Below are 26099 nucleotides of genomic sequence, written 5' to 3' on the forward strand. Positions count from 1 at the left end.
AAGCTTATTCAGCCTCGTCCAAAAAAATGCTATAATTAACTTTTAGTTAGAAAGGAGTGTTCATTTATGGCATTCGATGGATTATTTACAAGAGCAATTACACATGAAATTGCAAATTCTCTTTACACAGGAAGAATTTCCAAAATATATCAACCTTCAAAGTATGAGATTTTATTACATATTCGAGCAAACGGAAAGAACCAAAAACTAATTCTTTCGTCTCACCCTACATATGCGCGTCTGCACTTAACGAATCAAAACTACGATTCACCAGCAATACCGCCAATGTTTTGTATGCTTCTTCGTAAACATTTAGAAGGTGGGTTTATTGAAAAAATTGAACAAATTGACTTAGAACGTATTATTCAAATTACAGTTCGCAGTCGGAATGAAATTGGAGACGAATCATTAAAAACATTAGTAATCGAAATAATGGGCCGACATAGTAACATTATCTTAGTAGATACGAAAACAAACGTTATTTTAGATAGCTTAAAACACATATCTTTAGCGGTAAACCGCCATCGTACTGTATACGCTGGAGCTGAATATATTGCACCACCAGCACAACATAAAATTAACCCACTTCAGATTGAAACAAATGATGAATTTATTAGACCACTAGACTTTCTATCTGGAAACATGGATAAACAGCTTGTCGGCACCTTTACGGGAATATCCCCGTTATTCGCAAAAGAAGTAGTGAAAAAAGCTGGTATGGTAAATGAAAAAGCATTAGCGGATGCATTTTTCTCCATACAAAAACCATTATTAACTCATACATATTCACCAGCGATGACTACTTCAAATGGGAAAGAATTCTTTTATCTTTTCCCTCTTGCACACTTGCAAGGAGAAGATAAGACGTTCTCATCTGTTAGTGAATTGCTTGATCGTTTCTTTTTCGGAAAAGCAGAGCGCGATCGTGTAAAACAACAAGCTCATGATTTAGAACGCTTTATGCAAAATGAAAAAAATAAAAACGAGAAAAAACTCATTAAACTCGAAAAAACACTGCAAGATGCTGGAAAAGCAGATAAATATCAACTATTTGGAGAGCTACTTACAGCTAATATGTACGCTTTGAAAAAAGGCGATAAAGATATTGAGGTCGTTAATTATTACGATGAAAATGGCGGAACTGTAAAAATCACATTAGATCCTTTAAAAACACCATCTGAAAATGCACAACGCTATTTCCAAAAGTATCAAAAGGCAAAAAATTCAGTTGTTGTTGTAGAAGAACAAATTGAAAAAACCAATGAAGAAATTCTTTATTTTGATAGCTTACTTCAACAAATGGAAGCTGCTTCTTCAAAAGATATTGAAGAAATTCGTGAGGAATTAGCTGAAGAAGGTTATGTGCGCAATCGCAAAACGAAAAACGCAAAGAAAAAGCCTACTAAGCCAGTATTAGATAAATATTTAGCAAGTGATGGCACAGAGATTTTCGTTGGTAAAAACAATAAACAAAATGATTATTTAACAACGAAGTTTGCCCGCCGTGATGAAATTTGGTTACATACGAAAGACATACCTGGCTCTCACGTTGTCATTCGTTCTTTAGAGCCTGCTGAAGAAACTTTACTAGAAGCTGCCAAAATTGCCGCTTATTACAGTAAAGCGAAAGAGTCTAGCTCTGTACCTGTTGATTTCACTAAAATACGCCATGTGAAAAAACCGAGTGGTGCAAAACTTGGTTTTGTTACGTACGACAATCAGCAAACCGTATATGTAACACCAGATGCTGATATTGTAATGAAATTAAAAGCGTAAATACAAAAATGCGTTGCTTATAAGCAACGCATTTTTTATATTCGTTCACACTAGTTCATATACCCATTTACTAATTCATAACATCTTGCTTTTGTCATCTTATATTTCTCTTCTGAAGCTTCTATACGCCTCATCGTTCCGTTATTTGTATCAGTACCAATTGCTTTAACTTTACTTTCTTTTTCTTTAACCCACGCAATTTGTTTCGTTTTTAACGACTGAAACGCATCAGGTGACATCGTACTTTTTAATGTACTGTAAATTTCATTTAGTTTATTATCCCACAGTTCATAATTTCCTTCTATTTCATTTACTATATCATTGGTTGACATAGCATTCGTATGTTTTTCTTGTTTATCTATAGCAGCTAATTCACTTAAAATATTTGCTCTATCTATCTTTGAAAAAGATTCTTTTCGCGATTGTTTCTCTTCTTTTGAGCCTGTATACGCACTCGAATCCTTTCTCTGTACTTGTTCTATTTCTTGAATATTTCTTTCTTTCGTTACCTTTTCATACCTATTTTTATCTACATTGTATGAAATAAGAGATGTTTTCGCATTTACAGTAATTAATCCGTTACTATCTTTGAATATGTATTTCTTATCGCCACTATTTTCTTCACTTACAAATGACACATTCTTATCGTCTGGCATTTTTAAAATTCTATTTGCTTCTTCTTTTGTAAGTTTTAAATCTTCAGGAAAAACGAATGACCATTTATCCATTAACCATTCCCCTTCTTTATACACCAAATGAAATTCCCAATCTTGGGCCGCATTACCTATTTCATCTTCTAAACTTAATGTATGTACCGTTAAATTTTCTTTATCTTGTGAAGAAGAAAATCTTATTTCAGTTTGAAAATAATTTGGGAATGGTAACATATCAGTCTCTCTCGATCTATTAAAGTTAGCAAGCAATTCAGGAAGCTTGATTCTCTACAAACTTTTCTGAAACCAATCCTTTAACTCCTTTTTTAGCTGTCTCTAAATCCCCAGGATTATTTCGGCTCCATCCATTTTCTTTTTCCATCTCACTAAACGCATTTGCTATTCCATCTACACTCTTTCTTACAATCTTTTTTGCTTCTTTTTCTGTCACTTCTGGCGCTTCATCAAGCTGGTCAATCATTTTATTCACTTGAACTTTGTTTTCACTTGTTTCACACCCCGTTATAACAAGCATACTAGCGGCCAAACAAAATGACATTACTTTACTTAATTTCTTCATACATTCACATTCCTTAACCCAATTTTTTAATTTATTTATACAAAAAATATAATACTTAAATTAAAAAGATTTTGTTTGCAAGTTTACATTATTGTTCATTCACATAAAAACTTACTGTAAAAATTTTATATATATTTATTTTACATCCGTCTAGTTTTTTTGACACACAGCTACCCTCTTCTCTTTTATTCTAAATAAATATATTGGCACAATTCTTGCTTTATTAATGTAAAAAGGAGGAATTAAAATGAATATAAGAATAACTAACATCCAAAAACAACTACATAATTACGGAATCGACGGGTTACTTATTACAAAGAAAGAAAACCGTCAATATGCAACAGGCTTTACAGGTAGCGCTGGCGTCGTCTTAATCTCTGCCGATCAAGCTGTTTTTATCACTGATTTCCGCTATGTAGATCAAGCGAAATCACAAATAAAAGATGTTGAAATTATTATGCATAAAGGAAATTTAGAAAAAGAAATTGCACATCAAGTATCGAAATTAAACATTCAAAAACTTGGAATTGAAGAAAACAACATGACATTGCAACAATATAAAAACTTGCAAAAATACGTACAGGCGGAAATGATTCAAGTGTGCGAAATTATCGAAAATATTCGTATCATTAAAGACACGCCTGAAATAGAAACAATGAAAATTGCAGCTAATATCGCGGACGAAGCATTTCACCACATTCTTACGTTTCTAAAACCAGGAATAAGTGAAAATGCTGTACGAGATGAATTAGAATTTTTCATGCGAAAAAAAGGGGCTACATCTTCTTCATTCCAAATCATTGTAGCCTCAGGCGTTCGTTCTTCACTTCCCCATGGAGTTGCATCAAATAAAATAATCGAACGAGGGGATATCGTTACATTAGACTTCGGTGCACTTTACGACGGATATTGTTCCGATATAACACGTACTGTAGCAATAGGGGAACCATCGGAAGAATTCAAAAAAATATACAATGTTGTACGAGAAGCGTTAAAACGTGGGACTGAAGCGATTAAGCCTGGAGAAACTGCGAAAAGTATCGATGATATAACGAGGGATTACATTACAGAACATGGATACGGTCAATACTTTGGCCACTCTACTGGGCACGGTCTTGGGTTAGAAATACATGAACCTCTTCGCTTATCTCAAGAAAGTACGGCTACTTTAGAAGAAGGTATGGTTGTTACAGTTGAACCTGGTATTTACATTCCGAACTGGGGCGGTTGTAGAATTGAAGATGATATCGTCATTACAAAAGATGGATATGAAGTTATTACAAAATCAAATCGAGAACTAATTGTTATTCCTTGTTGAAATCACGACCTTTTTTAAAGGAGTTTTTCGTTGCACATAGAATTCTTTCTCTGGAGTCATCGTTTAAGAGGGGGAATTTAAATTGAATTTTGTAATTGATAAGATAGATGGGTTACAGCCTGAATTTTCAAATCTTGTTTCCATGATGAATTACGCTCGCTATACAACAATGCAAGGGGTGGAAGGTTTAACAATTGAGGAACTTGATTATTTATATGATAAGGACACAAATTCAATTGGCATGTTATTGTACCATATGGCCGCTATTGAATTTTACTACCAGATTCATACTTTTGAAGACCGTGAACCAACGGAGGCTGAATTAGAACGCTGGTTACCTGGCATTGAATTAGGCGATCTTGGACGTGAGAAAATAAAAGGAAACGCTATAGAATTTTACATAAATACATTACAAGAAGTACGTTCCAAAACAATCGAGACTTTTCAATCGTTACCTGATGAATGGTTATTTAAAACGACAGACTTTTGGTATGACAAACCAGCAAATAACTATTTTAAGTGGTTTCACGTTTTTGAAGATGAAATCAATCATCGTGGACAAATTCGTTTAATTAAAAAGATGCAAAAAGCTCATGCAGTAAAATAAGAAAGTGCCACCATATAAGGTGGCACTTTCTTTTATTCATTTTTTAGGATTAACTGTATTGTAACATCCATTTATCGTTCTCACCATTACAGTACATGAAATTTTTTTCTTTTTCCTATACTCACATACTTTCACTGCTTTCATACAATACACTACACGAATGCCTAAAGGATGTGAATGTTATGGGAGTTGAATTAACGCTATTACACGCTCTCTACATTATTTGTTTACTCACTATTATTACCTTTTTTATTCTCCGAAAAGATACGACTATCATTTGTATCGTTTTTATCTTTTTATTAGCATTAACTGCAACAAGTTCTATCCCTCTTGCCATTAGCGGAATTTTTCAAAGTTTCATTTACGCCATTACTGAGCTATTACCAACTATATTAATCATCTCCATTATCGTATCAATGAGCAATTTACTCGTTCATACTGGCATAAATGATACGATGATTTCACCATTTACAAAAATGATTCGTACACCTACACTCGCCTACTGGATTATCGGCCTTTTAATGATGACCATTTCTTTCTTCTTTTGGCCTTCTCCAGCTGTCGCCTTAATGGGAGCTATTTTATTACCGGTTGCTGTACGTGTCGGCCTTCCTCCAATTGGGGTTGCAATTGCTATGAACTTATTTGGACACGGCATCGCCTTATCTGGAGACTTCGTTATTCAAGGTGCACCGAAATTAACTGCAGACGCGGCTGGTCTCCCTGTTTCCAGCATCGTATCTGCAAGTGTTCCACTCGTTATCGTTATGGGCATTGTGACAACTTCTGTCGCTTTTTTCTTCTTACGAAAAGAGTTTCATACAGGCTTATCTATACAAGAAGCTATTCCATCAACTGAGTCTTCTAAAACGCTCACTTCATTATCTTCTCGCATAAAAAAATGGCTCGCTATTTGTATCCCTATCATATATATCATTGATATCCTTTGCATGATTCAATTTAAATTACAAGGAAGCGACGCAACTGCACTTATCGGCGGAACGACTGTTATTATGATTATCATCATTTCCCTCATCGCCTACAAAGGAAATGGACTGAATAAAACGACCGATTATTTCATAGAAGGGCTCCAATTTGGCTTTAAAATTTTCGGACCAGTTATTCCTATCGCTGCACTCTTTTATTTAGGAGATAGTGGATTTGTAAAAATTATCGGGGACTATTTACCGAAAGGTTCACACGGAATCATTAACGACTTAGGCATCGCTTTATCTCAAACTGTTCCTTTAAATCAATATGTATCGGCAGGGACATTAACCATCGTTGGTGTCATTACCGGCTTAGATGGATCAGGTTTTTCAGGTATATCACTTGCTGGTTCCATTGCCAATCTTTTTGGAACAGCACTTGGCCATGGAACAGCTACATTAACAGCACTCGGGCAAATTGCAGCTATATGGACCGGGGGCGGGACGTTAATTCCTTGGGCACTTATTCCTGCTGCTGCGATTTGTAAAGTCGATCCATTTGAACTTGCACGCCGAAACTTTTTACCGGTTGTTATCGGTTTAATTGTCACCACGATCGTTGCGATGTTTATTCTATAACGTAAGCAAGTGTTCTCTTGCTTACGTTTTTTGCTTGTAAAATTCATCATGAATTATCAGTTTTCAAGAGGGATTCGTTATTACTTAGCGAAATTATATTAGGAGAGTAATTATTTCAAAACGTTTACGAGAAACAGATTACTGCAATTAGAAAAGGGGACATACCTATGAATGAATTGATTTTCGTCTTATTAATTTGTCCATTACTTATCTTTATCGTTTCTGTTATTGGAACGCGCAAGACGAAAACGTATTACGTAATGCCGATTGTAACGTTTGCTAGTTTTTTAATAATAGGTGTTATCGCCTTTACTCCAAAATTTTTCTTTTGGGTTGGCATGTACAGCATCTTCTCATTTATTGTTTCTTATATGACTTTATTGTTTGTAAGAGGATATGAGCTTGCAGAAAGCGCTAAGTAGTTAAGGAGATTGTAATATGATTTTCTTTGATATTGATGGAACTTTACTTGAAGTTTTAACAATGATATAAAAAACGACCGCGTTCCCCCGCGGTCGTCTTTTTTCGTGTTACGCTGTGATCCAAGCTTCGTTAGCTGGATTTTTACGCCACTCTTGTAATTTCTTCGTTTCAGCTTGTCCAATCATACCTTTTTCTGCTGCAACTTCAGTTAATGCACTGTAATCACTTAAAGAATATGATGCTACGTTCGCTGCTTCTAACTTTTCTTTTCCTGCTTCTAGCTCGTATGTGAAGATTGATACGATCCCTAATACTTCACAGCCAGCTTCGCGAAGTGCTTCTACACATGTAATTGCACTACCGCCAGTTGAAATTAGGTCCTCTACTACTACTACTTTTTGACCTTTTTCAGCTTTTCCTTCGATTTGGTTCCCTTTACCGTGACCTTTTGCTTTACTACGTACGTAGCACATTGGTAAATCCATACGATCGCTTACCCATGCAGCGTGCGCAATACCAGCAGTTGCTGTTCCTGCAATAACTTCTACAGTTGGGAAGTGCTCTTTAATCAACTCTTCTAATCCAGCTGCAATCGCTTGACGTACTTTTGGATAAGATAAAGTTAAACGGTTATCACAATAAATTGGTGATTTCATACCTGAAGACCATGTGAATGGATCGTTCGGTTGTAAAAATACTGCTCCAATTTCTAATAAATGCGATGCGATTTCTTTTTTCATACTGTTACACCTTCCCACTGTTGTTTTACTGTTTTATACGCTTCAAGCGGATTTTCTGCTTTTGTAATACTACGTCCAACTACGATGTAGCTTGAGCCAAGTTCCCTCGCACGTTTCGGTGTTGCTACGCGCACCTGGTCATTTACATCATCGCTTGCAAGACGAATCCCCGGTGTTACTGTTACAAATTCATTTCCGCATACTTCACGTAATTTTGGAACTTCAAGTGTTGAACAAACAACGCCATCAAGTCCACTTTCTTTCGTTAGTTTTGCATAATGAGCAACCGCTTCTTCTAACGTTTTCTCAATGCCAATCTCTTTTTTCATCATAGCTTCCGAAGTGCTTGTTAGTTGTGTAACTGCAATACAAATCGGTCTCTCTTTTCCTTCTTGCTTACCTTCCTCTAATCCCTCAATCGCAGCTTTCATCATACTGCTTCCCCCTGCAGCATGAACATTTACCATATCAACATCTAGACTAGCTAGGCTACGCATAGCGCTTTTTACTGTATTCGGAATATCATGAAGTTTTAAATCTAGAAAAATCTTATGTCCTTTTTCTTTTAAGTACGTAATAATCGCAGGGCCTTCTTTGTAAAATAACTCCATACCAACTTTGACAAATAACTCTTCCCCTTCAAAGTGGCGCAAGAATTGTTCTACATCTTGTTTCCCTGGAAAATCTAATGCAACGATTAACGACTGTGACATGTTTGCTTCCAGCTCCTTCCTTGACATTCCGAAATGTGATCAAATCCTAATTCATCTAGTAACGCTGGTAACTCTTCAATAATTGTCGGACATACGAACGGATCGATAAAGTTCGCTGTACCTACTGCAACTGCGCTTGCGCCAGCATAGAAGAATTCAATTACATCTTCCGCTGTCTCAATACCACCCATTCCGATAATCGGAATGTTTACCGCTTGGCTTACTTCATGTACCATACGAATTGCTACTGGCTTAATCGCAGGACCTGATAATCCACCTGTACGGTTTGCTAAAATTGGTTTAGCTGTTTTTAAATCTAGACGCATACCAAGCAATGTATTAATCATCGTTAAACCATCTGCACCTGCATTTTCAATCGCTTTTGCAATTTCCACAATGTTTGCCACGTTCGGTGACAACTTCACGTATACAGGTACTTCAGAAACCTCTTTTACTCGCTTCGTTAAATCAGCAGCAATTTCAGGATTTGTACCAAAGGCGATACCACCTGTTTTTACGTTCGGACAAGAAATATTTAATTCTAGTGCATGGACATTAGGCGCTTTAGAAATTTCCTTCGCAACCGCTACGTAATCCTCAGCTTGTGAGCCTGCAACGTTTGCAATAATTGGAAGGTCAAATTGTTCTAACCATGGTAATTCCGAATTCATTACTTTGTCTAATCCCGGGTTTTGAAGTCCGATTGCATTTAGCATGCCGCCTGGTGTTTCAGCAACACGAGGCGTCGGATTTCCATAACGTGGTTGTTCTGTCGTCGCTTTAATCATGATTGATCCTAATACACTTAAATCGTAAAACTGTGCATATTCACGACCAAACCCAAAGCATCCAGATGCCGGTATAATTGGATTTTTTAATGATAATCCTGGTAATTCAACTTGCAATCTGTTCATAGTACAACCTCCCCGATTGGAAATACTGGTCCGTCGCTACACACCTTCTTGTAAGAATGTCCACTTGGATCTTCTTGTAAGTGGCATACACACGCGAAACAAGCTCCAATACCACAGCCCATACGTTCTTCTAATGAAATATAGGCTTTTTTCTCTTTGTAACGTCCTTCTAATGCACGAAGCATCGCTAACGGACCACATGAATAAAGAATATCAAAGTCAATTCCGTAATTATCAATTACATCTGTGACAAATCCTTTTGTACCGTGTGTACCGTCTACTGTTGCAACGTACGTATCACCAAGTTCTGCAAATTTTTCTTCATAGAAAACTACATCTTTCGTTTGAAAGCCTAAGATGTGAATAACACGTACACCTTTTGCAACGAGGCGCTGTGATAATTCATAAAGTGGTGGTACACCAATTCCCCCGCCTACTAGTAAAGCTGTTTGACCAGCTTCTGCTTCTTCTACAGGAAAACCGTGTCCTAATGGTCCTAGTACATCTACCATTTCACCTTGTTTTCTAGTTGCTAATGTTTTTGTCCCTTGTCCTTCGGCACGATATAGCATTGTAAATTCGTTCTTCTCTTGATCTACATTACAAATACTAATTGGGCGGCGCAGAAGGGGCGCAATGCCCTCTGCTACCTTAATGTGTACAAACTGCCCTGGTTCGTTCATTTGCTGTACTAAAGTTCCTTGAAGCACTAACTCGTAAATGTTTTTTGCGATTTCTTTTTGATTAACGACGATCATATTTTGCTTTTGCATCATGCATGTACCACCTCGTGACGCTTTGTTTGCGTAATTTCTTTCATTGAATGAGCTGAGAATGTCATAGATTCTAATACTCGTAAGATTGCTCTTGTTGTATCAAGTGATGTTAAGCAAGCCACACCATTTTCTACTGATTCACGGCGAATGCGGAAACCATCACGCGCTGGTTGTTTACCTTTTGTTAATGTGTTAATTACAAACTGTGCTTTTCCTTGACGGATAATATCTAGTAAGTTGTAGTCTTCAGAATCAATTTTGTTTACAACTTGTACTGGGATATTTTGCTCTTCTAATGATTGTGCTGTTCCAGCTGTTGCTAATAAGTTATAGCCGATTTCGTGGAAACGTTTTGCAATTTCCATCGCCTCTTCTTTATCTTTATCCGCTACAGTAATGATTACTGATCCGTGCGTTGGGATGTTAATTCCTGAAGCAACTAATCCTTTATATAATGCTTTTTCAAGCGTTAAGTCTTTACCCATTACTTCCCCTGTTGATTTCATTTCAGGTCCTAATGTTGTATCAACTGAACGTAGTTTCGCGAATGAGAATACCGGAGCTTTTACATATACTTCTTTCTCTTCTGGGTGATAGCCCGTTCCGTATCCTTGCTCTACTAGGTCTTGCCCTAAAATAACTTTCGTTGCAACATTCGCCATCGGTACGCCTGTAATTTTACTTAAGAACGGTACTGTACGGCTTGCACGTGGGTTTACTTCAATTACGTACACTTGATCTTTGAATACTACAAACTGGATATTTAGTAATCCAACAATGTTTAATCCTTTTCCAAGTGCAATTGTATGTTCAATGATTTGTTCTTTTAGTTTTTCAGATAAACTTTGTGGTGGATATACTCCAATTGAGTCACCAGAGTGAACTCCAGCGCGTTCAATATGTTCCATAATACCTGGAATGAATACATTCTCACCATCTGAAATTGCATCTACTTCAATTTCTTTACCAACCATGTAACGGTCGATTAATACTGGGTGATCTGCATGAACTTTAACTGCATTTTTCATGTAGTGCAGCAGTTCTTCTTGACGATATACGATTTCCATCGCACGTCCACCTAGTACGTAAGATGGTCTTACTAATACTGGATAACCAATTTCTTCTGCGATTGCTACCGCTTGTTCTACAGTCGTTGCTGTTTTACCAACTGGTTGCGGGATACCAAGTTTTGTTAAAGCAGCTTCAAATTTATCACGATCTTCTGCACGGTCTAAGTCTTCAAGTGATGTTCCTAAGATTTTCACACCGTGAGCCTCTAATTTCGCCGCTAAGTTAATTGCCGTTTGTCCACCGAACTGAACAATAACGCCTTCTGGTTTTTCTAAATCAATGATGTGCATTACATCTTCGATTGTTAATGGTTCAAAGTATAATTTGTCAGAAATACTGAAGTCTGTTGAAACTGTTTCTGGATTGTTATTAACAATGATTGCCTCATATCCAGCTTCTTTAATTGCCCATACAGAGTGAACTGTTGCATAGTCAAACTCAACCCCTTGACCGATACGGATTGGACCAGACCCTAGTACAACAACACTCTTACGATCTGTTATCACCGATTCATTCTCATCACCATATGTGCTGTAGTAGTATGGTGTTGCAGATTCAAACTCTGCCGCACAAGTATCTACCATTTTATAAACAGGAGTTATATTGCTTTCTTTACGCATATCGTAAATTTCACGCTCCGTTTTGTTCCAAGCAGCTGCAATGTAGTGATCACTGAAGCCCATTTCTTTCGCAGCTTGTAGTACTTCCATATTTCCTACATTCGCTTTTACTTCGCGTTCCATATTTACGATGTTTTCAATTTTTTGTAAGAAGAAGAAGTCCATTTCACACCATTCGTTGATTTCTTCTTTCGTTACACCTTGACGAATTGCTTCTGCTACAATAAACAGTCGCTCATCGTCTGCTTTAATAATGCGTTTTTTCATTGTTTCTTTATCAAGTTCTTTTAAGTGGTCTAATTCTAAGTGATAAATGCCAAGCTCTAAAGAACGAACCGCTTTTAATAATGATTGCTCTAAGTTACGTCCGATTGACATAACTTCACCAGTTGCCTTCATTTGTGTACCAAGTGTTCTGTTTGCTGATTCAAACTTATCAAATGGCCAGCGTGGAATTTTTGAAACAACATAGTCTAATGCTGGCTCGAAGCAAGCGTAAGTTTTTTGTGTTACTGGGTTTATGATTTCATCTAATGTTAAGCCGACTGCAATTTTCGCTGCTAATTTTGCAATTGGATATCCAGTCGCTTTAGATGCTAGTGCGGATGAACGACTTACACGTGGGTTTACTTCGATTACATAGTATTGGAAGCTATGTGGATCTAGTGCAAGCTGAACGTTACATCCACCTTCAATTCCTAATGCACGAATAATTCGTAATGAAGTGTTTCGTAACATTTGATATTCACGGTCGCTTAATGTTTGGCTTGGTGCTACTACGATAGAATCACCTGTGTGAACCCCAACTGGATCGATGTTTTCCATGTTACATACTACAATCGCGTTATCATTCGAATCACGCATTACTTCATATTCAATTTCCTTACAACCAGCAATGCTCTTTTCTAATAAACATTGTGTTACTGGACTATGTTTTAATCCACCGGATACGATTTCAATTAGTTCTTCTTCATTACTACAAATTCCGCCACCTGTTCCTCCCATTGTAAATGCTGGGCGAACAATAACTGGATAACCAATTTCTTTTACAAATTCATGTGCTTCTTCCAGCGTATGAATGATCGTACTAGATGGAATTGGTTCATTTAAATCCTGCATTAATGTACGGAATAAATCGCGATCCTCCGCTTGCTCGATAGCTGATAATTTCGTTCCTAAAATTTCAACTCCGCATTCTTCAAGTATGCCTGATTTCGCAAGTTCAACAGCCATATTTAACCCTGTTTGACCACCTAATGTTGGTAAGATTGCATCTGGACGTTCTTTACGAATAATACGGCTTACGAATTCTAATGTTAATGGTTCGATATATACTTTATCTGCTGTTGCAGTATCTGTCATAATTGTTGCTGGGTTAGAGTTAACAAGGATTACTTTGTAACCTTCTTCTCTTAGAGATTGACAAGCTTGTGTACCAGAGTAGTCAAACTCCGCTGCTTGCCCAATTACAATTGGTCCTGATCCGATTACTAAAATTGTGTTAATGTCTAGGCGTTTTGGCATAACTCTTCCCCTTCTTTCTTGAAGTTTTCAATCATTGCTAAGAAATCTTCGAATAAATCATTTGCATCTTCAGGTCCTGCTGAAGCTTCTGGATGGTATTGTACTGTAAATGCTGGGAACTTCTTATGACGAAGACCTTCTACTGTTCCATCATTTAAAGCAACATGTGTAATTTCAAGCTCTGTATTTTCAACTGATTCTTCTTCTACTGCGTAACCATGGTTTTGAGATGTAATTGCTACTTTTCCAGTTGCAAGATTTTTTACTGGATGGTTTAAACCACGGTGACCGAATTTCAACTTACTTGTATTTGCACCAGATGCTAGAGCGAACAATTGATGTCCTAGGCAAATTCCGAATAAAGGAACTTTACCGATAATGTCTTTTAACATTTCAATTGCTTCTGGTACATCTTTTGGATCCCCAGGTCCGTTACTTAACATAATTCCATCTGGGCTAAGGCGTAAAATTTCTTCTGCTGTTGTGTTGTAAGGAACTACAATTACATCACAGTCACGCTTATTTAATTCTCGTAAAATACCATGTTTCATTCCGAAGTCTACAAGTACAACTCGGTGTCCGCGTCCTGGACTTGGGTATGGATCTTTCGTCGATACGCGTTTCACGTGATCTGTAAATACTGTCGCTTTTAATTGGCTCACGATGTATTCTACATCTGCATCCATGTTACAAAGGCGTCCGCGTAATGTACCGTATTGACGAATTTTTCTCGTTAATTTTCTCGTATCAATTCCTGCTAATCCCGGGATGTTTCTTTCTTTTAAGTAATCATTTAACGAAATTTCATTACGGAAGTTTGATGGATGATCACAAATTTCGTTTACGATTAAACCATTTACAGATGGGTGAATCGATTCGAAATCGTCACGGTTAATGCCGTAGTTTCCGATTAATGGGTACGTGAATGTTACGATTTGACCGCAATATGATGGATCAGATAATGTTTCTTGATATCCAGTCATTCCTGTTGTAAATACAACCTCACCTGACTTTTCGATTTCTCCTCCGAAACCTTTTCCAATTAATACTGTTCCATCTTCTAAGATAAGTTGTCTTTTCATACTAATGCACTCTCCTTTTGCCATGCGATCTTACCACCAACGATTGTCATTACCGGCCATCCTTGGCATTTCCAACCTGCGAATGGTGTATTTTTTCCTTTTGATAAGAATGTTGTTGGATCAATCTCTTCTTCTTGTTCTAAATCAATGATTGTAATATCAGCTGTTCTACCTTCTTTCAGGCGACCTGCTTCTAAGCCAAATGTATCAGCTGGCTTTTCTGTTAAATATTGAATTAACTGTTCTAGCGTAATGACTCCTTTTTTCACAAGGTTTGTGTATAGAAGCGGGAATGCTGTTTCAAAACCAGTAATTCCGAATGGTGCTCTTTCAATTCCTTGTGCTTTCTCTTCCGCTGTATGCGGTGCATGGTCAGTTGCGATCATATCGATCGTTCCATCTAATAAACCTTCAATTAATGCTGCATGGTCTTCTTTTCCACGAAGCGGTGGGTTCATTTTAAAATTAGGATCAGCTGATGGGATATCATCTTCACATAACACTAGGTGATGTGGTGTTACTTCTGCTGTTACTTTAATTCCAGCGCGTTTCGCATCACGGATTACACGTACTGAACCTTTCGTACTTACGTGACATACGTGATAGTGACAATCTGCTGCTTCCGCAAGCAATATATCCCTTGCAATATGTACAGATTCACATACTGATGGGATACCGTTTAATCCGTGTTTCTCAGAAAACTTCCCTTCATGTACACAACCTTTATTAATAAGCGTATTCTCTTCACAGTGCGCAACTACTGCCATATCTAATTTTGCTGCACGTTTCATAGCCGCTAACATCATGCTCGCATCTTGTACGCCTACGCCGTCATCTGTGAAAGCAAATGCTCCAAGTTCTTTTAATGTTTCGAAATCTGTCATTTCAGAACCAGCTTGACGTACTGTAATTGCTCCGTATGGTAGTACGTTGACATGTGCTTTTTCTTTAATACGATTTTGCAAGTCTTCCATATGTTCTCTGCAATCTGGTACCGGACGTGTATTTGGCATTGCACAAATTGTAGTGAATCCACCTTTTGCCGCTGCTAGTGTACCTGTTTCAATTGTTTCTTTATGTTCACCACCTGGTTCACGAAGATGTACGTGTACATCTACTAATCCAGGTGCGATTAACTTTCCGTTCACATCGATTACTTCAGCATTATCTGCCGTAATATTTTCTGCTACCTTAGCGATTTTACCGTCTTGTACGAGAAGATCTGTTGCTACAATTTTTCCTTCTTCATTCATATAACGACCATTTTTAAACAAGTAATTCATGTTTCATTCCTCCTAATACATTTGGTAAGGCGCGTTTTAGTACAGCCATTCTTACGTAAACTCCATTTTCCATTTGTTTAAATATGCGTGAACGCTCACACTCAACAAGTTCACTTGCAATTTCAACATCACGGTTTACGGGAGCTGGATGCATAATAATGCTTCCTTCTTTCATATGCTTTTCTCTTTCTACTGTTAATCCGTGTTTCTCATGATATTCTTTCATAATGTCTGTTTCATAATGATCATGACGCTCATGTTGTACACGGAGTAACATCATTACATCCACTTCTGGAACAAGTTCATCTAATGGTTTGTATGTTCCAAATGTGTTGTCTTCACCTTTCCACTCTTCTGGACTTGCAAAGTAAATTGTTGCACCAAGCTTCGTTAATGCTTCTGCATTAGAACGTGCTACTCGGCTATGACGAACATCTCCTACTATTGCAATCTTCAAACCTTCAAATCTTCCAAACTCTTGTTTAATTGTAAGAAGGTCGAGTAGGCACTGCGTTGGGTGGTTTCCACATCCATCTCCAGCGTTTAAGATCGGGATATTCACCTGATCTTTTAGTTCATCGAAGTAGCGATCTTGCTCATGGCGGATGACCACTGCTTTTGTTCCGATTGATTCTAGTGTTCTTATCGTATCGTATAAAGTTTCTCCTTTTTGTACGCTAGATGCGTCAGCTGAAAAGTTTAAAACATCTAGTTCTAATCTCTTCTCAGCAACTTCAAAGCTAAATCTCGTTCTCGTACTATTCTCAAAGAACAAGTTTGCAACAAAAGTTTGCTCTGTCGTTTTGCTCTCTTTTCCATTCGCAAAATCTTCTGCGTCTTTTAGGATTTCTGAAATTTCTACTTCCGATAATTCACTCATCGTTAACAAATGGCTCATCGTCATCCCTCATCTTTCTGATTTTTATGTTACCACTTTTGTATTTTTATAACAACCTTTGCATAAAAATACCCTAGTCATGTAAGACTAGGGTGCAAGGAAGAAGCCACCCTTTTCCGTCTCACAGGACTGAATTAAAAGGTTATTTTTATGAAGCAATCTGCTTAGATTGTTTTGTATGTTTTTCTTGTTTTGATTCTGGTAGTAGTAGATTTAACAGTACACCTACAATTGCTGCAAGCGCCATTCCTTCGACTTGGAATGAATCCCCTACGTGAAGTACCGCTCCACCAATACCGATTACTAGTATTACTGATGCAATCATTAAGTTTCGTTTGTCACTTAAATCTGTTTTATCATCTACCATCATGCGTAATCCGCTTGATGCGATTACACCGAATAGTAAGATTGATACCCCGCCCATAACTGGTGTTGGGATCGAATGAATCAGTGCAGAAATCTTACCGATAAATCCGAACATGATTGCGAATACTGCTGAACCGATGAATAAGTATACACTGTATGCTCTCGTAATTGCTAGCACACCGATGTTTTCACCATACGTTGTATTCGGTGGCCCACCGATTAGTGATGCAATTAATGTTGCTACTCCGTCACCGAAGATCGAACGGTGTAAACCTGGTTTTTCAATTAAATCTCTTTTAATAACATTTCCAAGTACAATTTGATGTCCGATATGTTCTGATATTGTTACTAGTGCAACTGGTACCATCAAGAGTACAATCTTCCATGAAAACTCTGGTGTATATGTTACAAATGGTACTGTGAAATCTGGTACAACAAACCATTTTGCCTCAGCTACCGGCTTTAAGTCTACTAGCCCTTGGAAGTAAGCGAAGATATATCCGCCGATAATGCCAAGTAACACTGGTATGATACTGAAAAATCCTCTTCCGAATATCGAGCAAATGATTGTAATTGCTAATGTTACTAATGCTACTGAAAAATGTGTAAAGCTGTATTTGCCATCCGCACCGTTCATCGCCATGTTAACTGCTGTATGTGCTAAAGCTAGACCGATTACCATTACTACTGGACCAACTACGATTGGTGGTAGTAGTTTCATAATCCACTCTGATCCTGATTTCTTAATTCCGAGTGAGATTAAGATGTACACAAGCCCTGCTAGCAAACCACCAAGCATTGCTGCTCCCGGCCCACCTGCCGTTTTCGCTGTTATAATCGGTGCGATAAAGGCGAATGATGATCCTAAATATGCTGGTACTTGACCTTTCGTTATAAGAAGAAACGCTAGCGTTCCTAATCCACTTGATATTAATGCTACTGATGGATTCAATCCTGTTAAAAACGGAACAAGCACTGTTGATCCAAACATCGCGAACAAATGTTGTATACTTAAAAATAACCATTTTCCCGGTTTCGGTACTTCATTAACGTCTAACACTGGCTTTTGTTCCATTGTTACATCCTCCTTCAGTTTAAATCTTTGCAATAAAAAAACTCTTTGTGCCTGTGCACAAAGAGTCCTATACTTTCGTATGCCAAATTTGACATATGAAAGCCAAGACCCTTTGGCAGCCTCACAGGACTACATTTAAAAGGGCTTTACTTATCGTATATGCTTACTCGATCTTGTTGATCTGTCTCTTGCAAATCAACTTCGATACGCTCTTCACTTGATGTTGGAATGTTCTTTCCTACATAATCAGCGCGAATTGGTAATTCACGATGACCTCTATCAACAAGAACCGCCAATTGAATTTGAGATGGTCTACCTAAATCCATAAGAGCATCCATTGCTGCTCGAACTGTTCTTCCTGTATATAATACGTCATCAACGAGGATAACTTTTTTCTTCGTAATATCTACAGGGATATCAGAACCTTTTACAAGTGGTTCTTTATTTTTGGATTGTAGTGTTAAATCATCACGATATAACGTAATGTCTAACTCTCCAACTTCCATTTCTTTTCCTTCAATTTGACCAATTCGTTCTGCCAAACGTTGTGCAATAAAAATTCCACGAGTTTTAATTCCGACAAGAACACAATTATCGACACCTTTATTTCGTTCCACGATTTCATGACTAATTCGTGTTAAAGCGCGGCGAATCATTTGGTCATCTAAAACGACAGCTTTCTCTTGCATGCTCTACACCTCCAAGCTTTTTTTCTTGCGTGAGAGTAATGGTATAAAAAAAGTCCTCTCAGCGTGTGCGAGAGGACTTTTGAAAAAAGGGTACAACATACCCTAAGTATTTCAAACCGTTACCTTCTCAACCTCACGGGGCTGTGTTAAAGGATCATTATTTAACTGTTGTCAGTATCTCAGTTTTCTTATGATTTGTCAATACTATTTTCGTAAAATATTTAATGCGTCTTCAAACACTTCTGGAATCGGTGCCTCAAACTGAATATATTCACCAGTACGAGGATGATCAAAGCCTAAAATACCCGCATGAAGTGCTTGTCCATTCATATCTAATGTTTTCTTCGGACCATACTTCGGATCTCCTGCAAGTGGATAGCCAATATATTTCATATGAACACGAATTTGGTGCGTACGTCCCGTTTCTAAGCGACATTCTACAAGTGTGAAGTCTTTAAAACGTTCTAACACTTGGAAGTGCGTAACAGCGTTCTTACCATTTTCATCAACTGTCATACTTTGACGCTCTTTCTTATCACGACCAATTGGTGCATCGATAGTTCCCTTATCATGCGGAATCACACCGTGTACAATCGCTTTGTAACGTCTCGTTACTGTTTTGGCTACAAGCTGATTTACAAGCGATTCATGTGCCATATCATTTTTAGCAACCATTAATAGTCCAGATGTATCTTTATCAATACGATGCACGATACCTGGACGCATTACACCGTTAATGCCTGATAAGTCTGTACAATGGTGCATAAGGCCGTTTACAAGTGTACCACTTGTATGCCCTGGTGCTGGATGTACAACCATGCCACGTGGCTTATTTACAACAAGCACATCTGCATCTTCATAATAAATTTCTAAATTTAAATCCTCTGGTTGAATATCTAGCGCTTCTGGCTCAGGAATCGTTACTGTAATTTCATCTTCTTCTTTTACTTTATAATTCACTTTTACTGCTTTCCCGTTCACTGTCACAACATCATCTTTAATCCATTGCTGTACTTGTGAACGTGACCATTCGTTATTTATCCCTGTAACGAATTTATCAATTCGCTCGTTTTTTTGCTCTGCTGCAACTGTTACTTGTACTACTTCACTCATTCAATTACTCCTTCGCTTTCTTGCCTTCTAATAATGTTTGAATAATAATTAATACAACACCAATACATAATGCTGAATCAGCTATATTGAATACTGGATAGTTGTACGAGAAAATATACACGTGAATGAAATCCACTACTTCTTGTCTAAATACACGATCAATAAAGTTACCAATTGCCCCGCCCAAAATTAGACCTAACGAAATACCTAGAAGCTTGTCTGTTTTCGCATACTTTTTCATATAAAATACGATAAACACTACAAAAACAACTGTAATAATGTAGAAGAACCACATTTTATTTTCTAAAATACCCCAAGCAGCGCCTCTATTTCGATGTGATGTTATGTATAATACATTGTCGATAATCGGAATACTCGTACCCAATTCCATGTTCTTTACAATTAACCACTTCGATATTTGATCGATAGCAATGACAAATAACGCTATTACATAATATATCATTTTCATTTCCCCCACAAAGACAGTGTACCTCAAAATTTTAGCATAGCTGCTACCTTTTCACAATGAACCTTTATAGAAGAATAAAATAAATTAAAAAAAGGTAATATAATATCGTTGTGCGTATTCATACATTTACCTTTTCATAGAAGAATTCATGAATCGTACGAGCAGTCGGCATTGTCTTCATTTGCTTTGTCGAAATTAATCTCCCCGTCTCTTCACAAATACCGTACATGTCTATTTCCATTTTAAATAATGCGCGTTCTACATCCTTTAAATCCTCTTTTATATCATGTAATAGCAATTTTTTCTTTATCTCTTCCTTAATTTCATATCCAAGCTCTTGGCTGAACTCGACATCATATTTGTGCATTACTTCTTTAGCTAGTCTCTCTTGCAACTCTTTTCTCATCAATTGCAATTCTTCTTTTATTTCCATGTAAATTTCATTCACGTGTACATTCCTCCTAGCTGTAATGTACAGTTAGTGTGTCCGAAATTTATTTGCTTACCTCACACACATTTTTCCTTCACAGGAAAGAGTCTGAAAAGTTTTTTTGATATGCCATCAACAAAAAAAACTGACTGCATGAATAGCAGTCAGTTTTTTATTATTTTACATAGTTTTCTTTAACAACTGTTGCACAACGCTCACATAATGTTTCATGTTCAGCATCTTTACCAATCGTTTCTGAAACTACCCAACAACGTTCACATGTTTCACCAGTTGCTTGCGCAACAACAACCGCTGTATGTTCATACTTCGGTGCATCTGCTGGCGCTTCATCCATCATACCACCAAGTTTATACTCAGAAACGATGAATAATTGCTTTAAGTCTTCGCTAATAGACTCTAACATAGCTTTCATTTCTGCAGTTGGATATAGCGTAATGCTTGCATTTAATGACTTACCGATTACTTTTTCATTACGAGCTACTTCTAGTGCTTTTAACACGTCATCACGTAATGTCATAAATGCATCCCATTTTGTTTTTAACGCTTCCGCGTCATCTAATTGTACAGCTTCTGGCATATCAGTTAATTGTACACTTTCTTCTGTTACGCCTGGAATGTATGGCCATACTTCATCAGCTGTATGCGGTAAGATTGGTGTTACAAGTTTTGTTAACGCAACAAGAACATCATATAATACAGTTTGAATTGCACGACGATCTTCGTGATTTGCACCTTCAATGTATAAAATGTCTTTTGCAAAGTCTAAGTAGAATGAACTTAAATCAATTGTACAGAAGTTATGAATTGCATGATACACAGCAGCGAAGTCGTATGTCTCATATGCTTCTTTAACTTTTGTAATTAAGTCATTTAATTTCACTAACATGTAACGATCTACTTCACGAAGTTCAGCTACAGCTACTGCATTTTCACTTGGCTTAAAGTCGTCTAAGTTTCCTAATAAGAAACGGAATGTGTTACGGATTTTACGATACACTTCTGCTACTTGTTTTAAAATATCATCTGAAATACGTACGTCAGATTGATAGTCAACAGAAGATACCCATAAGCGTAAAATGTCTCCGCCTAATTGATCCATAATTTTCTTCGGTACGACGATGTTTCCAATCGACTTACTCATTTTACGTCCTTCACCATCTAATACGAAACCGTGACTTAATACGCCTTTATATGGAGCTTTACCTGTTACAGCAACTGCTGTTGATAATGAAGAGTTAAACCAACCACGATACTGGTCAGATCCTTCTAAATATAAATCAGCTGGACGCTGTAAATCTTCGCGCTCTTCTAATACCGCTTGGTGAGAAGAACCTGAATCGAACCATACATCCATGATGTCTGTTTCTTTACGGAATTCGCCATTTGGGCTACCCGGATGTGTAAATCCTTCTGGTAATAGATCTTTCGCTTCACGCTCGAACCATACGTTAGAACCGTGTTCACGGAATAAATCTGCTACATGGTTAATTGTTTCATCCGTAATAATTGAATCACCATTCTCAGCATAGAATACCGGAATTGGCACACCCCATGCACGCTGACGAGAAATACACCAGTCACCACGGTCACGAACCATATTATGAAGACGAGTTTCTCCCCATGCTGGTACCCATTTCGTTTCCGCTACAGCTTCTATTAATTCTTTACGGAATGCTTCAATAGATGCAAACCACTGTGCTGTCGCACGGAAAATAATTGGTTTTTTCGTTCTCCAATCATGTGGGTATGAATGTGTAATGAATGTTAATTTCAGTAACGCGCCTACTTCTTCTAATTTTTCTGTAATTGGCTTGTTAGCTTTATCATAGAATAAGCCTTCAAATCCAGGTGCTTCATTTGTTAATACACCTTTATCATCGACTGGGCAAAGTACTTCTAATCCATACTTTTTACCAACAACGAAGTCATCTTCCCCGTGTCCTGGTGCTGTATGAACACAACCTGTACCTGCATCTGTTGTTACGTGATCTCCTAGCATAACTAATGAATCACGATCGTAGAATGGATGTTTTGCAACTGTGTACTCAAGTTCGCTACCTTTTACTGTTTTCACAACTTCAGCATTTTCCCACTCTAACGTTTTTGCAACTGTCTCAAACAGCTCAGAAGCAATGATAAATTTCTCATCATTTACTTTTACAATACTATATTCAAGCTCTGGGTGAACAGAAATACCTAAGTTTGCAGGTAATGTCCAAGGTGTTGTTGTCCAAATGATGTACTTTTCATCACCTTCTAATACATTCTTTCCATCTTTTACAGGGAATGCTACGTAAATAGATGCTGATTTTTTATCTTGATATTCAATTTCAGCTTCTGCTAAAGCAGATTCACTCGTTGGAGACCAGTAAACTGGTTTTTGACCTTTATAGATATAACCTTTTTTCGCCATGTCACCAAACACTTTAATTTGTTGTGCTTCATAAGCTGGCTCTAAAGTAATATATGGATTATCCCAATCTGCACGTACACCTAAACGCTTAAATTGTTCACGTTGACGTTCTACTTGTTCATATGCATACTCTGCACATAACTTACGGAACTCAGCAACTGTCATTTCTTTACGTTTTACGCCTTTATTTGTTAAAGCTTGTTCAATTGGTAAACCGTGCGTATCCCATCCTGGAACATATGGCGCACTAAAACCAGTCATTGATTTATAACGAACAATAAAGTCTTTTAATACTTTATTTAATGCATGTCCCATATGAATGTCACCATTCGCATATGGAGGTCCATCATGCAATACAAATAAAGGACGACCTTTTGTATGTTCTTGTACTTTTTCGTAAATATTCATTTCAGCCCATTTTTCTTGCATTGCAGGCTCACGTTTTGGTAAGTTCCCACGCATTGGGAACTCTGTTTTCGGCATCAGTAATGTATTTTTGTACTCCATGCTCAATTCCTCCTTACATGTATAAAAGAAATACTTAAAAAACGGAATAAAAAAGAGACTTTCTCATCCCAAAAAGGGACGAGAAAGTCTCCCGCGGTACCACCCTAGTAGATCATATACATATGTATAGAATCCTCTTTATATTCTTAACGCGAATACACGCCTACGCTTACTCTATTTATTCAGCGCGGAACTCCAGGGTGATATTCCCACTATCTCCTTATCCTGAGCTTACACCATCCTCAGTTCGCTATATAAGGTTTGAAAAGGTACTTATCCCTATCTTCGTTTTTCTTAATAAATATGTTGTTTAAAATTATATGTAATAATGAGAAAAACGTCAAGCTTACACTGTTTCTTCTTTTTTCAACAGTTCATCTACTTCGTCTTCTAACTCAATTAGTTTATCCCAATCATCGTTGTTTAACATTTCAAGCTGTGTTTCTAATAACATACGGAAACGAGTTCGGAATACTTTCGCTTGTTTCTTTAGCTCTTCAATATCAAAAGCAACTTTTCTTGATTTTACTAATGCTTCGTTAATAATACGATCAGCATTCTTTTCAGCTTCACGCACAATTAATTTCGCTTCTTTTTGCGCATTACGTTTTACTTCTTCCGCTGCTTCTTGCGCAACAACGATAGATTTGTTTAACGTATCTTCAATATTAGAGAAATGATCTAACTTCCCTTCTAACTGCGCAACTTTTTCTTCTAAAGCTTTTTTCTCACGAATGACCAATTCATAATCTTTGATAATTTGATCAAGAAACTCATTTACTTGATCTTCATCATAGCCACGGAATCCGCGACCAAATTCTTTGTTATGAATATCTAATGGTGTTAACGGCACAACGCCACCTCCAAGTAGTTATCTAAATTTCCTCTTTCAATTATATCTTTTCTTCGACAAAATAGGAGGATTTCCTTCTAAAAAACCAATCATTTTAGTATACCATACAAAATTCTCCATTTGTCGCGTTTTGTTCTACCTTCTACAGAAAATAATTTACTTCGGCCATATCCTCTAACAGAAAAAACATCTCCTGGATAACATTCATAAGAAGTTTGCTCCACTGTTTTCCAATTGACTTTTACTAAACCATTTTTTATGAAAGGTTGTACTTTCTGTCTAGATAAATGTAACATTTCAGCTAACATAACATCTAAACGAAGTGAAGAAACCGTTCCAGATTTCTCCCCCCACGTTTCATGTATTTGTAGAATTTGTTCTCCTTGTACTGCTGATAAGGAGACTTTTACTTTTCCTATTGCTTGTAAGTTCATCTCAATGTACGATACGATTTCTTTCGCAACTACAATTTGGGCACGATTTTCTTGCAGCAAAATATCACCACATTTTTCTCTCGTTAAACCAAGAGACATAAATGTACCTAATATTTGCCTATGTTCTAGCGTATAAAACTTGGAAGGATAGTCAATTTCTAATACTTCTACTTGAAATTCTTCTTCATTTAATTCTAGATAGTCTGGATAAATGAGTGCTCTTTTACGCTCTGCATTAGGCGTTGCACCACCAAATTGCACAGCGACATCTCCTTGTCCAATTACCATAGAAACAATTTGTTGCTGTCTTGGATCAAGGAAATCTGTTAATTTCACTTGATGGTACTCCGCTGTTCGCTTCCACTCCAGCACTTTATCTACAAAGACCTCTTCATCAGGCCTAAAATGTTCGTAAATGCTCATGTATTTAACCTCTTACTATAAGAAATAGCTGAACAAACTGAACAAACCACTTTTAGCAAGTTTTAACGCAAAAATCGCAACGAGTGGAGAAATATCAATCATACCAAGCGGCGGAATAAATCTGCGGAATGGTTCTAAATACGGTTCACAAATTCGCGCCAAGAACTCTCCAAAAGATGATTCCTTTGCACCAGGAAACCATGATAGGAGAATGTAAATAATCAGTGCCCACGAGTAAATCTCGATAGCAGAACTTAACACCATTAAAACTGTTGTCATGGCGTATTACCACCTCTTTATATTTGTTTCTTCTTCTTCACCGAATAACTCTGAAATTGCACCAACAATATCAACATTTTCAGGTGTACACATAAATGTTTTCGGTCCTATTTTTTGAATGTCCCCGCCTATAGCGTATACAGTACCACTTAAAAAGTCAACGATACGTACCGCTTGATCAGTAGACATTCTCTGCAAATTAATTACAACAGCTCGTCTACCTTTTAAGTGGTCCGCAATCCCTTGTGCTTCCGAATATGTGCGTGGTTCTAATAAAACAACTTTTGAAGATTGTTTTGCTGTTTCAATACTCACAACATTTTGCTTCGGTTGCGCTTTTGGAAACGTAACATCTTGTTGTTCTGGTGGATCTTGCTGCTTTTTCATGTCTGTTTGCTCCTTTTCATAACCATATTGAGCTGCTTCTTTTTCTTCCGGTGTATCAAAAAAGAAGTATTTTACTTTTGACCAACTCATAATA

23 protein-coding genes, 2 pseudogenes and 1 other annotated feature are annotated in these 26099 nt (G+C 37.3%); of the genes and pseudogenes, 5 read left to right on the plus strand and 20 right to left on the minus strand.

Annotated elements, in window-relative coordinates:
• The first annotated feature begins 66 nt into the window (after positions 1-66).
• Positions 67-1776, plus strand: a complete 1710-nt coding sequence (locus OXT04_RS06775) for an Rqc2 family fibronectin-binding protein (RefSeq protein WP_000863271.1) — start codon at positions 67-69, stop codon at positions 1774-1776.
• Positions 1777-1826: 50 nt separating this feature from the next.
• Here OXT04_RS06775 and OXT04_RS06780 read toward each other — a convergent pair.
• A pseudogene (locus tag OXT04_RS06780) lies at positions 1827-3009 on the minus strand (lysozyme inhibitor LprI family protein).
• A gap of 247 nt (positions 3010-3256) precedes the next feature.
• On the opposite strand from OXT04_RS06780, the gene OXT04_RS06785 reads away from it, so the two are divergent.
• Positions 3257-4327, plus strand: a complete 1071-nt coding sequence (locus tag OXT04_RS06785) for a M24 family metallopeptidase (RefSeq protein ID WP_267414048.1) — start codon at positions 3257-3259, stop codon at positions 4325-4327.
• Positions 4328-4409: 82 nt separating this feature from the next.
• A complete protein-coding gene (locus tag OXT04_RS06790; protein ID WP_001012043.1) occupies positions 4410-4934 on the plus strand; it encodes a DinB family protein in 525 nt (174 codons plus the stop codon).
• Between the two features lie 42 nt (positions 4935-4976).
• On the opposite strand, the pseudogene OXT04_RS29770 reads toward OXT04_RS06790, so the two are convergent.
• Positions 4977-5078: pseudogene (locus tag OXT04_RS29770) on the minus strand (YoqO family protein); the annotation flags it as partial.
• A 38-nt stretch (positions 5079-5116) separates the two neighbouring features.
• Here OXT04_RS29770 and OXT04_RS06795 point away from each other — a divergent pair.
• Positions 5117-6502 (plus strand): hypothetical protein, encoded by a 1386-nt coding sequence (locus OXT04_RS06795; RefSeq protein WP_000537865.1) that lies wholly within the window; start codon positions 5117-5119, stop codon positions 6500-6502.
• Between the two features lie 167 nt (positions 6503-6669).
• Entirely contained in the window at positions 6670-6924 is a 255-nt protein-coding gene (locus OXT04_RS06800) for a YbeF family protein (protein ID WP_001003933.1), read from the plus strand.
• Between the two features lie 108 nt (positions 6925-7032).
• Here the strand turns inward: OXT04_RS06800 and pyrE are convergent, their stop codons facing one another.
• From pyrE to OXT04_RS06890, 18 genes are all read right to left on the minus strand, one after another.
• Positions 7033-7665 carry an orotate phosphoribosyltransferase gene (gene pyrE / locus OXT04_RS06805; protein WP_000711449.1) on the minus strand — a complete coding sequence of 211 codons (633 nt, stop codon included), beginning with the start codon at positions 7663-7665 and terminating at the stop codon, positions 7033-7035.
• Positions 7662-8378 (minus strand): orotidine-5'-phosphate decarboxylase, encoded by a 717-nt coding sequence (pyrF, locus tag OXT04_RS06810; protein ID WP_000083496.1) that lies wholly within the window; start codon positions 8376-8378, stop codon positions 7662-7664. Before pyrF ends, pyrE begins: the two co-directional genes overlap by 4 nt.
• The gene (gene pyrD / locus OXT04_RS06815; protein WP_001081049.1) at positions 8363-9292 is read right to left on the minus strand and encodes a dihydroorotate oxidase B catalytic subunit; all 930 of its coding nucleotides are present in this window, start codon (positions 9290-9292) and stop codon (positions 8363-8365) included. The genes pyrF and pyrD overlap by 16 nt, the downstream gene beginning before the upstream one ends.
• Entirely contained in the window at positions 9289-10068 is a 780-nt protein-coding gene (gene pyrK / locus OXT04_RS06820; protein ID WP_000983359.1) for a dihydroorotate oxidase B electron transfer subunit, read from the minus strand. The genes pyrD and pyrK overlap by 4 nt, the downstream gene beginning before the upstream one ends.
• A complete protein-coding gene (gene carB / locus OXT04_RS06825; RefSeq protein WP_001126128.1) occupies positions 10065-13283 on the minus strand; it encodes a carbamoyl-phosphate synthase large subunit in 3219 nt (1072 codons plus the stop codon). The genes pyrK and carB overlap by 4 nt, the downstream gene beginning before the upstream one ends.
• A complete protein-coding gene (locus OXT04_RS06830) occupies positions 13268-14365 on the minus strand; it encodes a carbamoyl phosphate synthase small subunit (protein WP_000828670.1) in 1098 nt (365 codons plus the stop codon). The genes carB and OXT04_RS06830 overlap by 16 nt, the downstream gene beginning before the upstream one ends.
• On the minus strand, positions 14362-15648 hold the full coding sequence (gene pyrC, locus OXT04_RS06835) for a dihydroorotase (protein WP_001108371.1): 1287 nt from the start codon (positions 15646-15648) through the stop codon (positions 14362-14364). Before pyrC ends, OXT04_RS06830 begins: the two co-directional genes overlap by 4 nt.
• A complete protein-coding gene (gene pyrB, locus OXT04_RS06840; RefSeq protein WP_267414053.1) occupies positions 15632-16546 on the minus strand; it encodes an aspartate carbamoyltransferase in 915 nt (304 codons plus the stop codon). Before pyrB ends, pyrC begins: the two co-directional genes overlap by 17 nt.
• Before the next feature lie 148 nt (positions 16547-16694).
• Positions 16695-17987 (minus strand): uracil permease, encoded by a 1293-nt coding sequence (uraA, locus tag OXT04_RS06845; protein ID WP_000435927.1) that lies wholly within the window; start codon positions 17985-17987, stop codon positions 16695-16697.
• A gap of 146 nt (positions 17988-18133) precedes the next feature.
• On the minus strand, positions 18134-18676 hold the full coding sequence (gene pyrR, locus OXT04_RS06850; RefSeq protein WP_001156491.1) for a bifunctional pyrimidine operon transcriptional regulator/uracil phosphoribosyltransferase: 543 nt from the start codon (positions 18674-18676) through the stop codon (positions 18134-18136).
• 204 nt (positions 18677-18880) lie between these two features.
• Positions 18881-19789, minus strand: coding sequence for an RluA family pseudouridine synthase (locus tag OXT04_RS06855; RefSeq protein WP_000005832.1), 909 nt, complete (start codon positions 19787-19789; stop codon positions 18881-18883).
• 4 nt (positions 19790-19793) lie between these two features.
• A complete protein-coding gene (gene lspA, locus OXT04_RS06860; RefSeq protein WP_000642180.1) occupies positions 19794-20252 on the minus strand; it encodes a lipoprotein signal peptidase LspA in 459 nt (152 codons plus the stop codon).
• A 124-nt stretch (positions 20253-20376) separates the two neighbouring features.
• Entirely contained in the window at positions 20377-20706 is a 330-nt protein-coding gene (locus OXT04_RS06865; protein WP_001002956.1) for a TraR/DksA C4-type zinc finger protein, read from the minus strand.
• A 157-nt stretch (positions 20707-20863) separates the two neighbouring features.
• Entirely contained in the window at positions 20864-23629 is a 2766-nt protein-coding gene (ileS2, locus tag OXT04_RS06870) for an isoleucine--tRNA ligase (RefSeq protein WP_267414055.1), read from the minus strand.
• 71 nt (positions 23630-23700) lie between these two features.
• Positions 23701-23924 (minus strand) — a binding site (T-box leader).
• Between the two features lie 51 nt (positions 23925-23975).
• On the minus strand, positions 23976-24482 hold the full coding sequence (divIVA, locus tag OXT04_RS06875) for a septum site-determining protein DivIVA (RefSeq protein ID WP_001131611.1): 507 nt from the start codon (positions 24480-24482) through the stop codon (positions 23976-23978).
• 89 nt (positions 24483-24571) lie between these two features.
• On the minus strand, positions 24572-25339 hold the full coding sequence (locus tag OXT04_RS06880; protein WP_000029713.1) for a YlmH family RNA-binding protein: 768 nt from the start codon (positions 25337-25339) through the stop codon (positions 24572-24574).
• Between the two features lie 15 nt (positions 25340-25354).
• Complete coding sequence (locus tag OXT04_RS06885; protein ID WP_000214324.1) at positions 25355-25618, minus strand: YggT family protein; 264 nt, start codon at positions 25616-25618, stop codon at positions 25355-25357.
• 6 nt (positions 25619-25624) lie between these two features.
• Entirely contained in the window at positions 25625-26095 is a 471-nt protein-coding gene (locus OXT04_RS06890) for a cell division protein SepF (RefSeq protein WP_000119129.1), read from the minus strand.
• Between the last annotated feature and the right edge of the window lie 4 nt (positions 26096-26099).

The sequence above is a fragment of the Bacillus sp. GC_Bacil_1 genome (genome assembly GCF_026540675.1).
In the GTDB taxonomy this organism is placed as follows: Bacteria; Bacillota; Bacilli; order Bacillales; family Bacillaceae_G; genus Bacillus_A; species Bacillus_A cereus.

What these genes read in the sequence shown, in the direction of transcription:
- pyrB (WP_267414053.1), bottom strand. Translation starts at nt 16,546, where the DNA reads ATGAGCCATTTGTTAACGATGAGTGAATTATCGGAAGTAGAAATTTCA.
- carB (WP_001126128.1), bottom strand. Translation starts at nt 13,283, where the DNA reads ATGCCAAAACGCCTAGACATTAACACAATTTTAGTAATCGGATCAGGA.
- OXT04_RS06800 (WP_001003933.1), top strand. Translation starts at nt 6,670, where the DNA reads ATGAATGAATTGATTTTCGTCTTATTAATTTGTCCATTACTTATCTTT.
- lspA (WP_000642180.1), bottom strand. Translation starts at nt 20,252, where the DNA reads ATGATATATTATGTAATAGCGTTATTTGTCATTGCTATCGATCAAATA.
- OXT04_RS06775 (WP_000863271.1), top strand. Translation starts at nt 67, where the DNA reads ATGGCATTCGATGGATTATTTACAAGAGCAATTACACATGAAATTGCA.
- pyrK (WP_000983359.1), bottom strand. Translation starts at nt 10,068, where the DNA reads ATGATGCAAAAGCAAAATATGATCGTCGTTAATCAAAAAGAAATCGCA.
- OXT04_RS06795 (WP_000537865.1), top strand. Translation starts at nt 5,117, where the DNA reads ATGGGAGTTGAATTAACGCTATTACACGCTCTCTACATTATTTGTTTA.
- OXT04_RS06880 (WP_000029713.1), bottom strand. Translation starts at nt 25,339, where the DNA reads ATGAGCATTTACGAACATTTTAGGCCTGATGAAGAGGTCTTTGTAGAT.
- ileS2 (WP_267414055.1), bottom strand. Translation starts at nt 23,629, where the DNA reads ATGGAGTACAAAAATACATTACTGATGCCGAAAACAGAGTTCCCAATG.
- pyrD (WP_001081049.1), bottom strand. Translation starts at nt 9,292, where the DNA reads ATGAACAGATTGCAAGTTGAATTACCAGGATTATCATTAAAAAATCCA.
- OXT04_RS06785 (WP_267414048.1), top strand. Translation starts at nt 3,257, where the DNA reads ATGAATATAAGAATAACTAACATCCAAAAACAACTACATAATTACGGA.
- pyrC (WP_001108371.1), bottom strand. Translation starts at nt 15,648, where the DNA reads ATGAATTACTTGTTTAAAAATGGTCGTTATATGAATGAAGAAGGAAAA.
- OXT04_RS06830 (WP_000828670.1), bottom strand. Translation starts at nt 14,365, where the DNA reads ATGAAAAGACAACTTATCTTAGAAGATGGAACAGTATTAATTGGAAAA.
- OXT04_RS06885 (WP_000214324.1), bottom strand. Translation starts at nt 25,618, where the DNA reads ATGACAACAGTTTTAATGGTGTTAAGTTCTGCTATCGAGATTTACTCG.
- pyrR (WP_001156491.1), bottom strand. Translation starts at nt 18,676, where the DNA reads ATGCAAGAGAAAGCTGTCGTTTTAGATGACCAAATGATTCGCCGCGCT.
- OXT04_RS06890 (WP_000119129.1), bottom strand. Translation starts at nt 26,095, where the DNA reads ATGAGTTGGTCAAAAGTAAAATACTTCTTTTTTGATACACCGGAAGAA.
- pyrE (WP_000711449.1), bottom strand. Translation starts at nt 7,665, where the DNA reads ATGAAAAAAGAAATCGCATCGCATTTATTAGAAATTGGAGCAGTATTT.
- uraA (WP_000435927.1), bottom strand. Translation starts at nt 17,987, where the DNA reads ATGGAACAAAAGCCAGTGTTAGACGTTAATGAAGTACCGAAACCGGGA.
- pyrF (WP_000083496.1), bottom strand. Translation starts at nt 8,378, where the DNA reads ATGTCACAGTCGTTAATCGTTGCATTAGATTTTCCAGGGAAACAAGAT.
- OXT04_RS06855 (WP_000005832.1), bottom strand. Translation starts at nt 19,789, where the DNA reads ATGAGTGAAGTAGTACAAGTAACAGTTGCAGCAGAGCAAAAAAACGAG.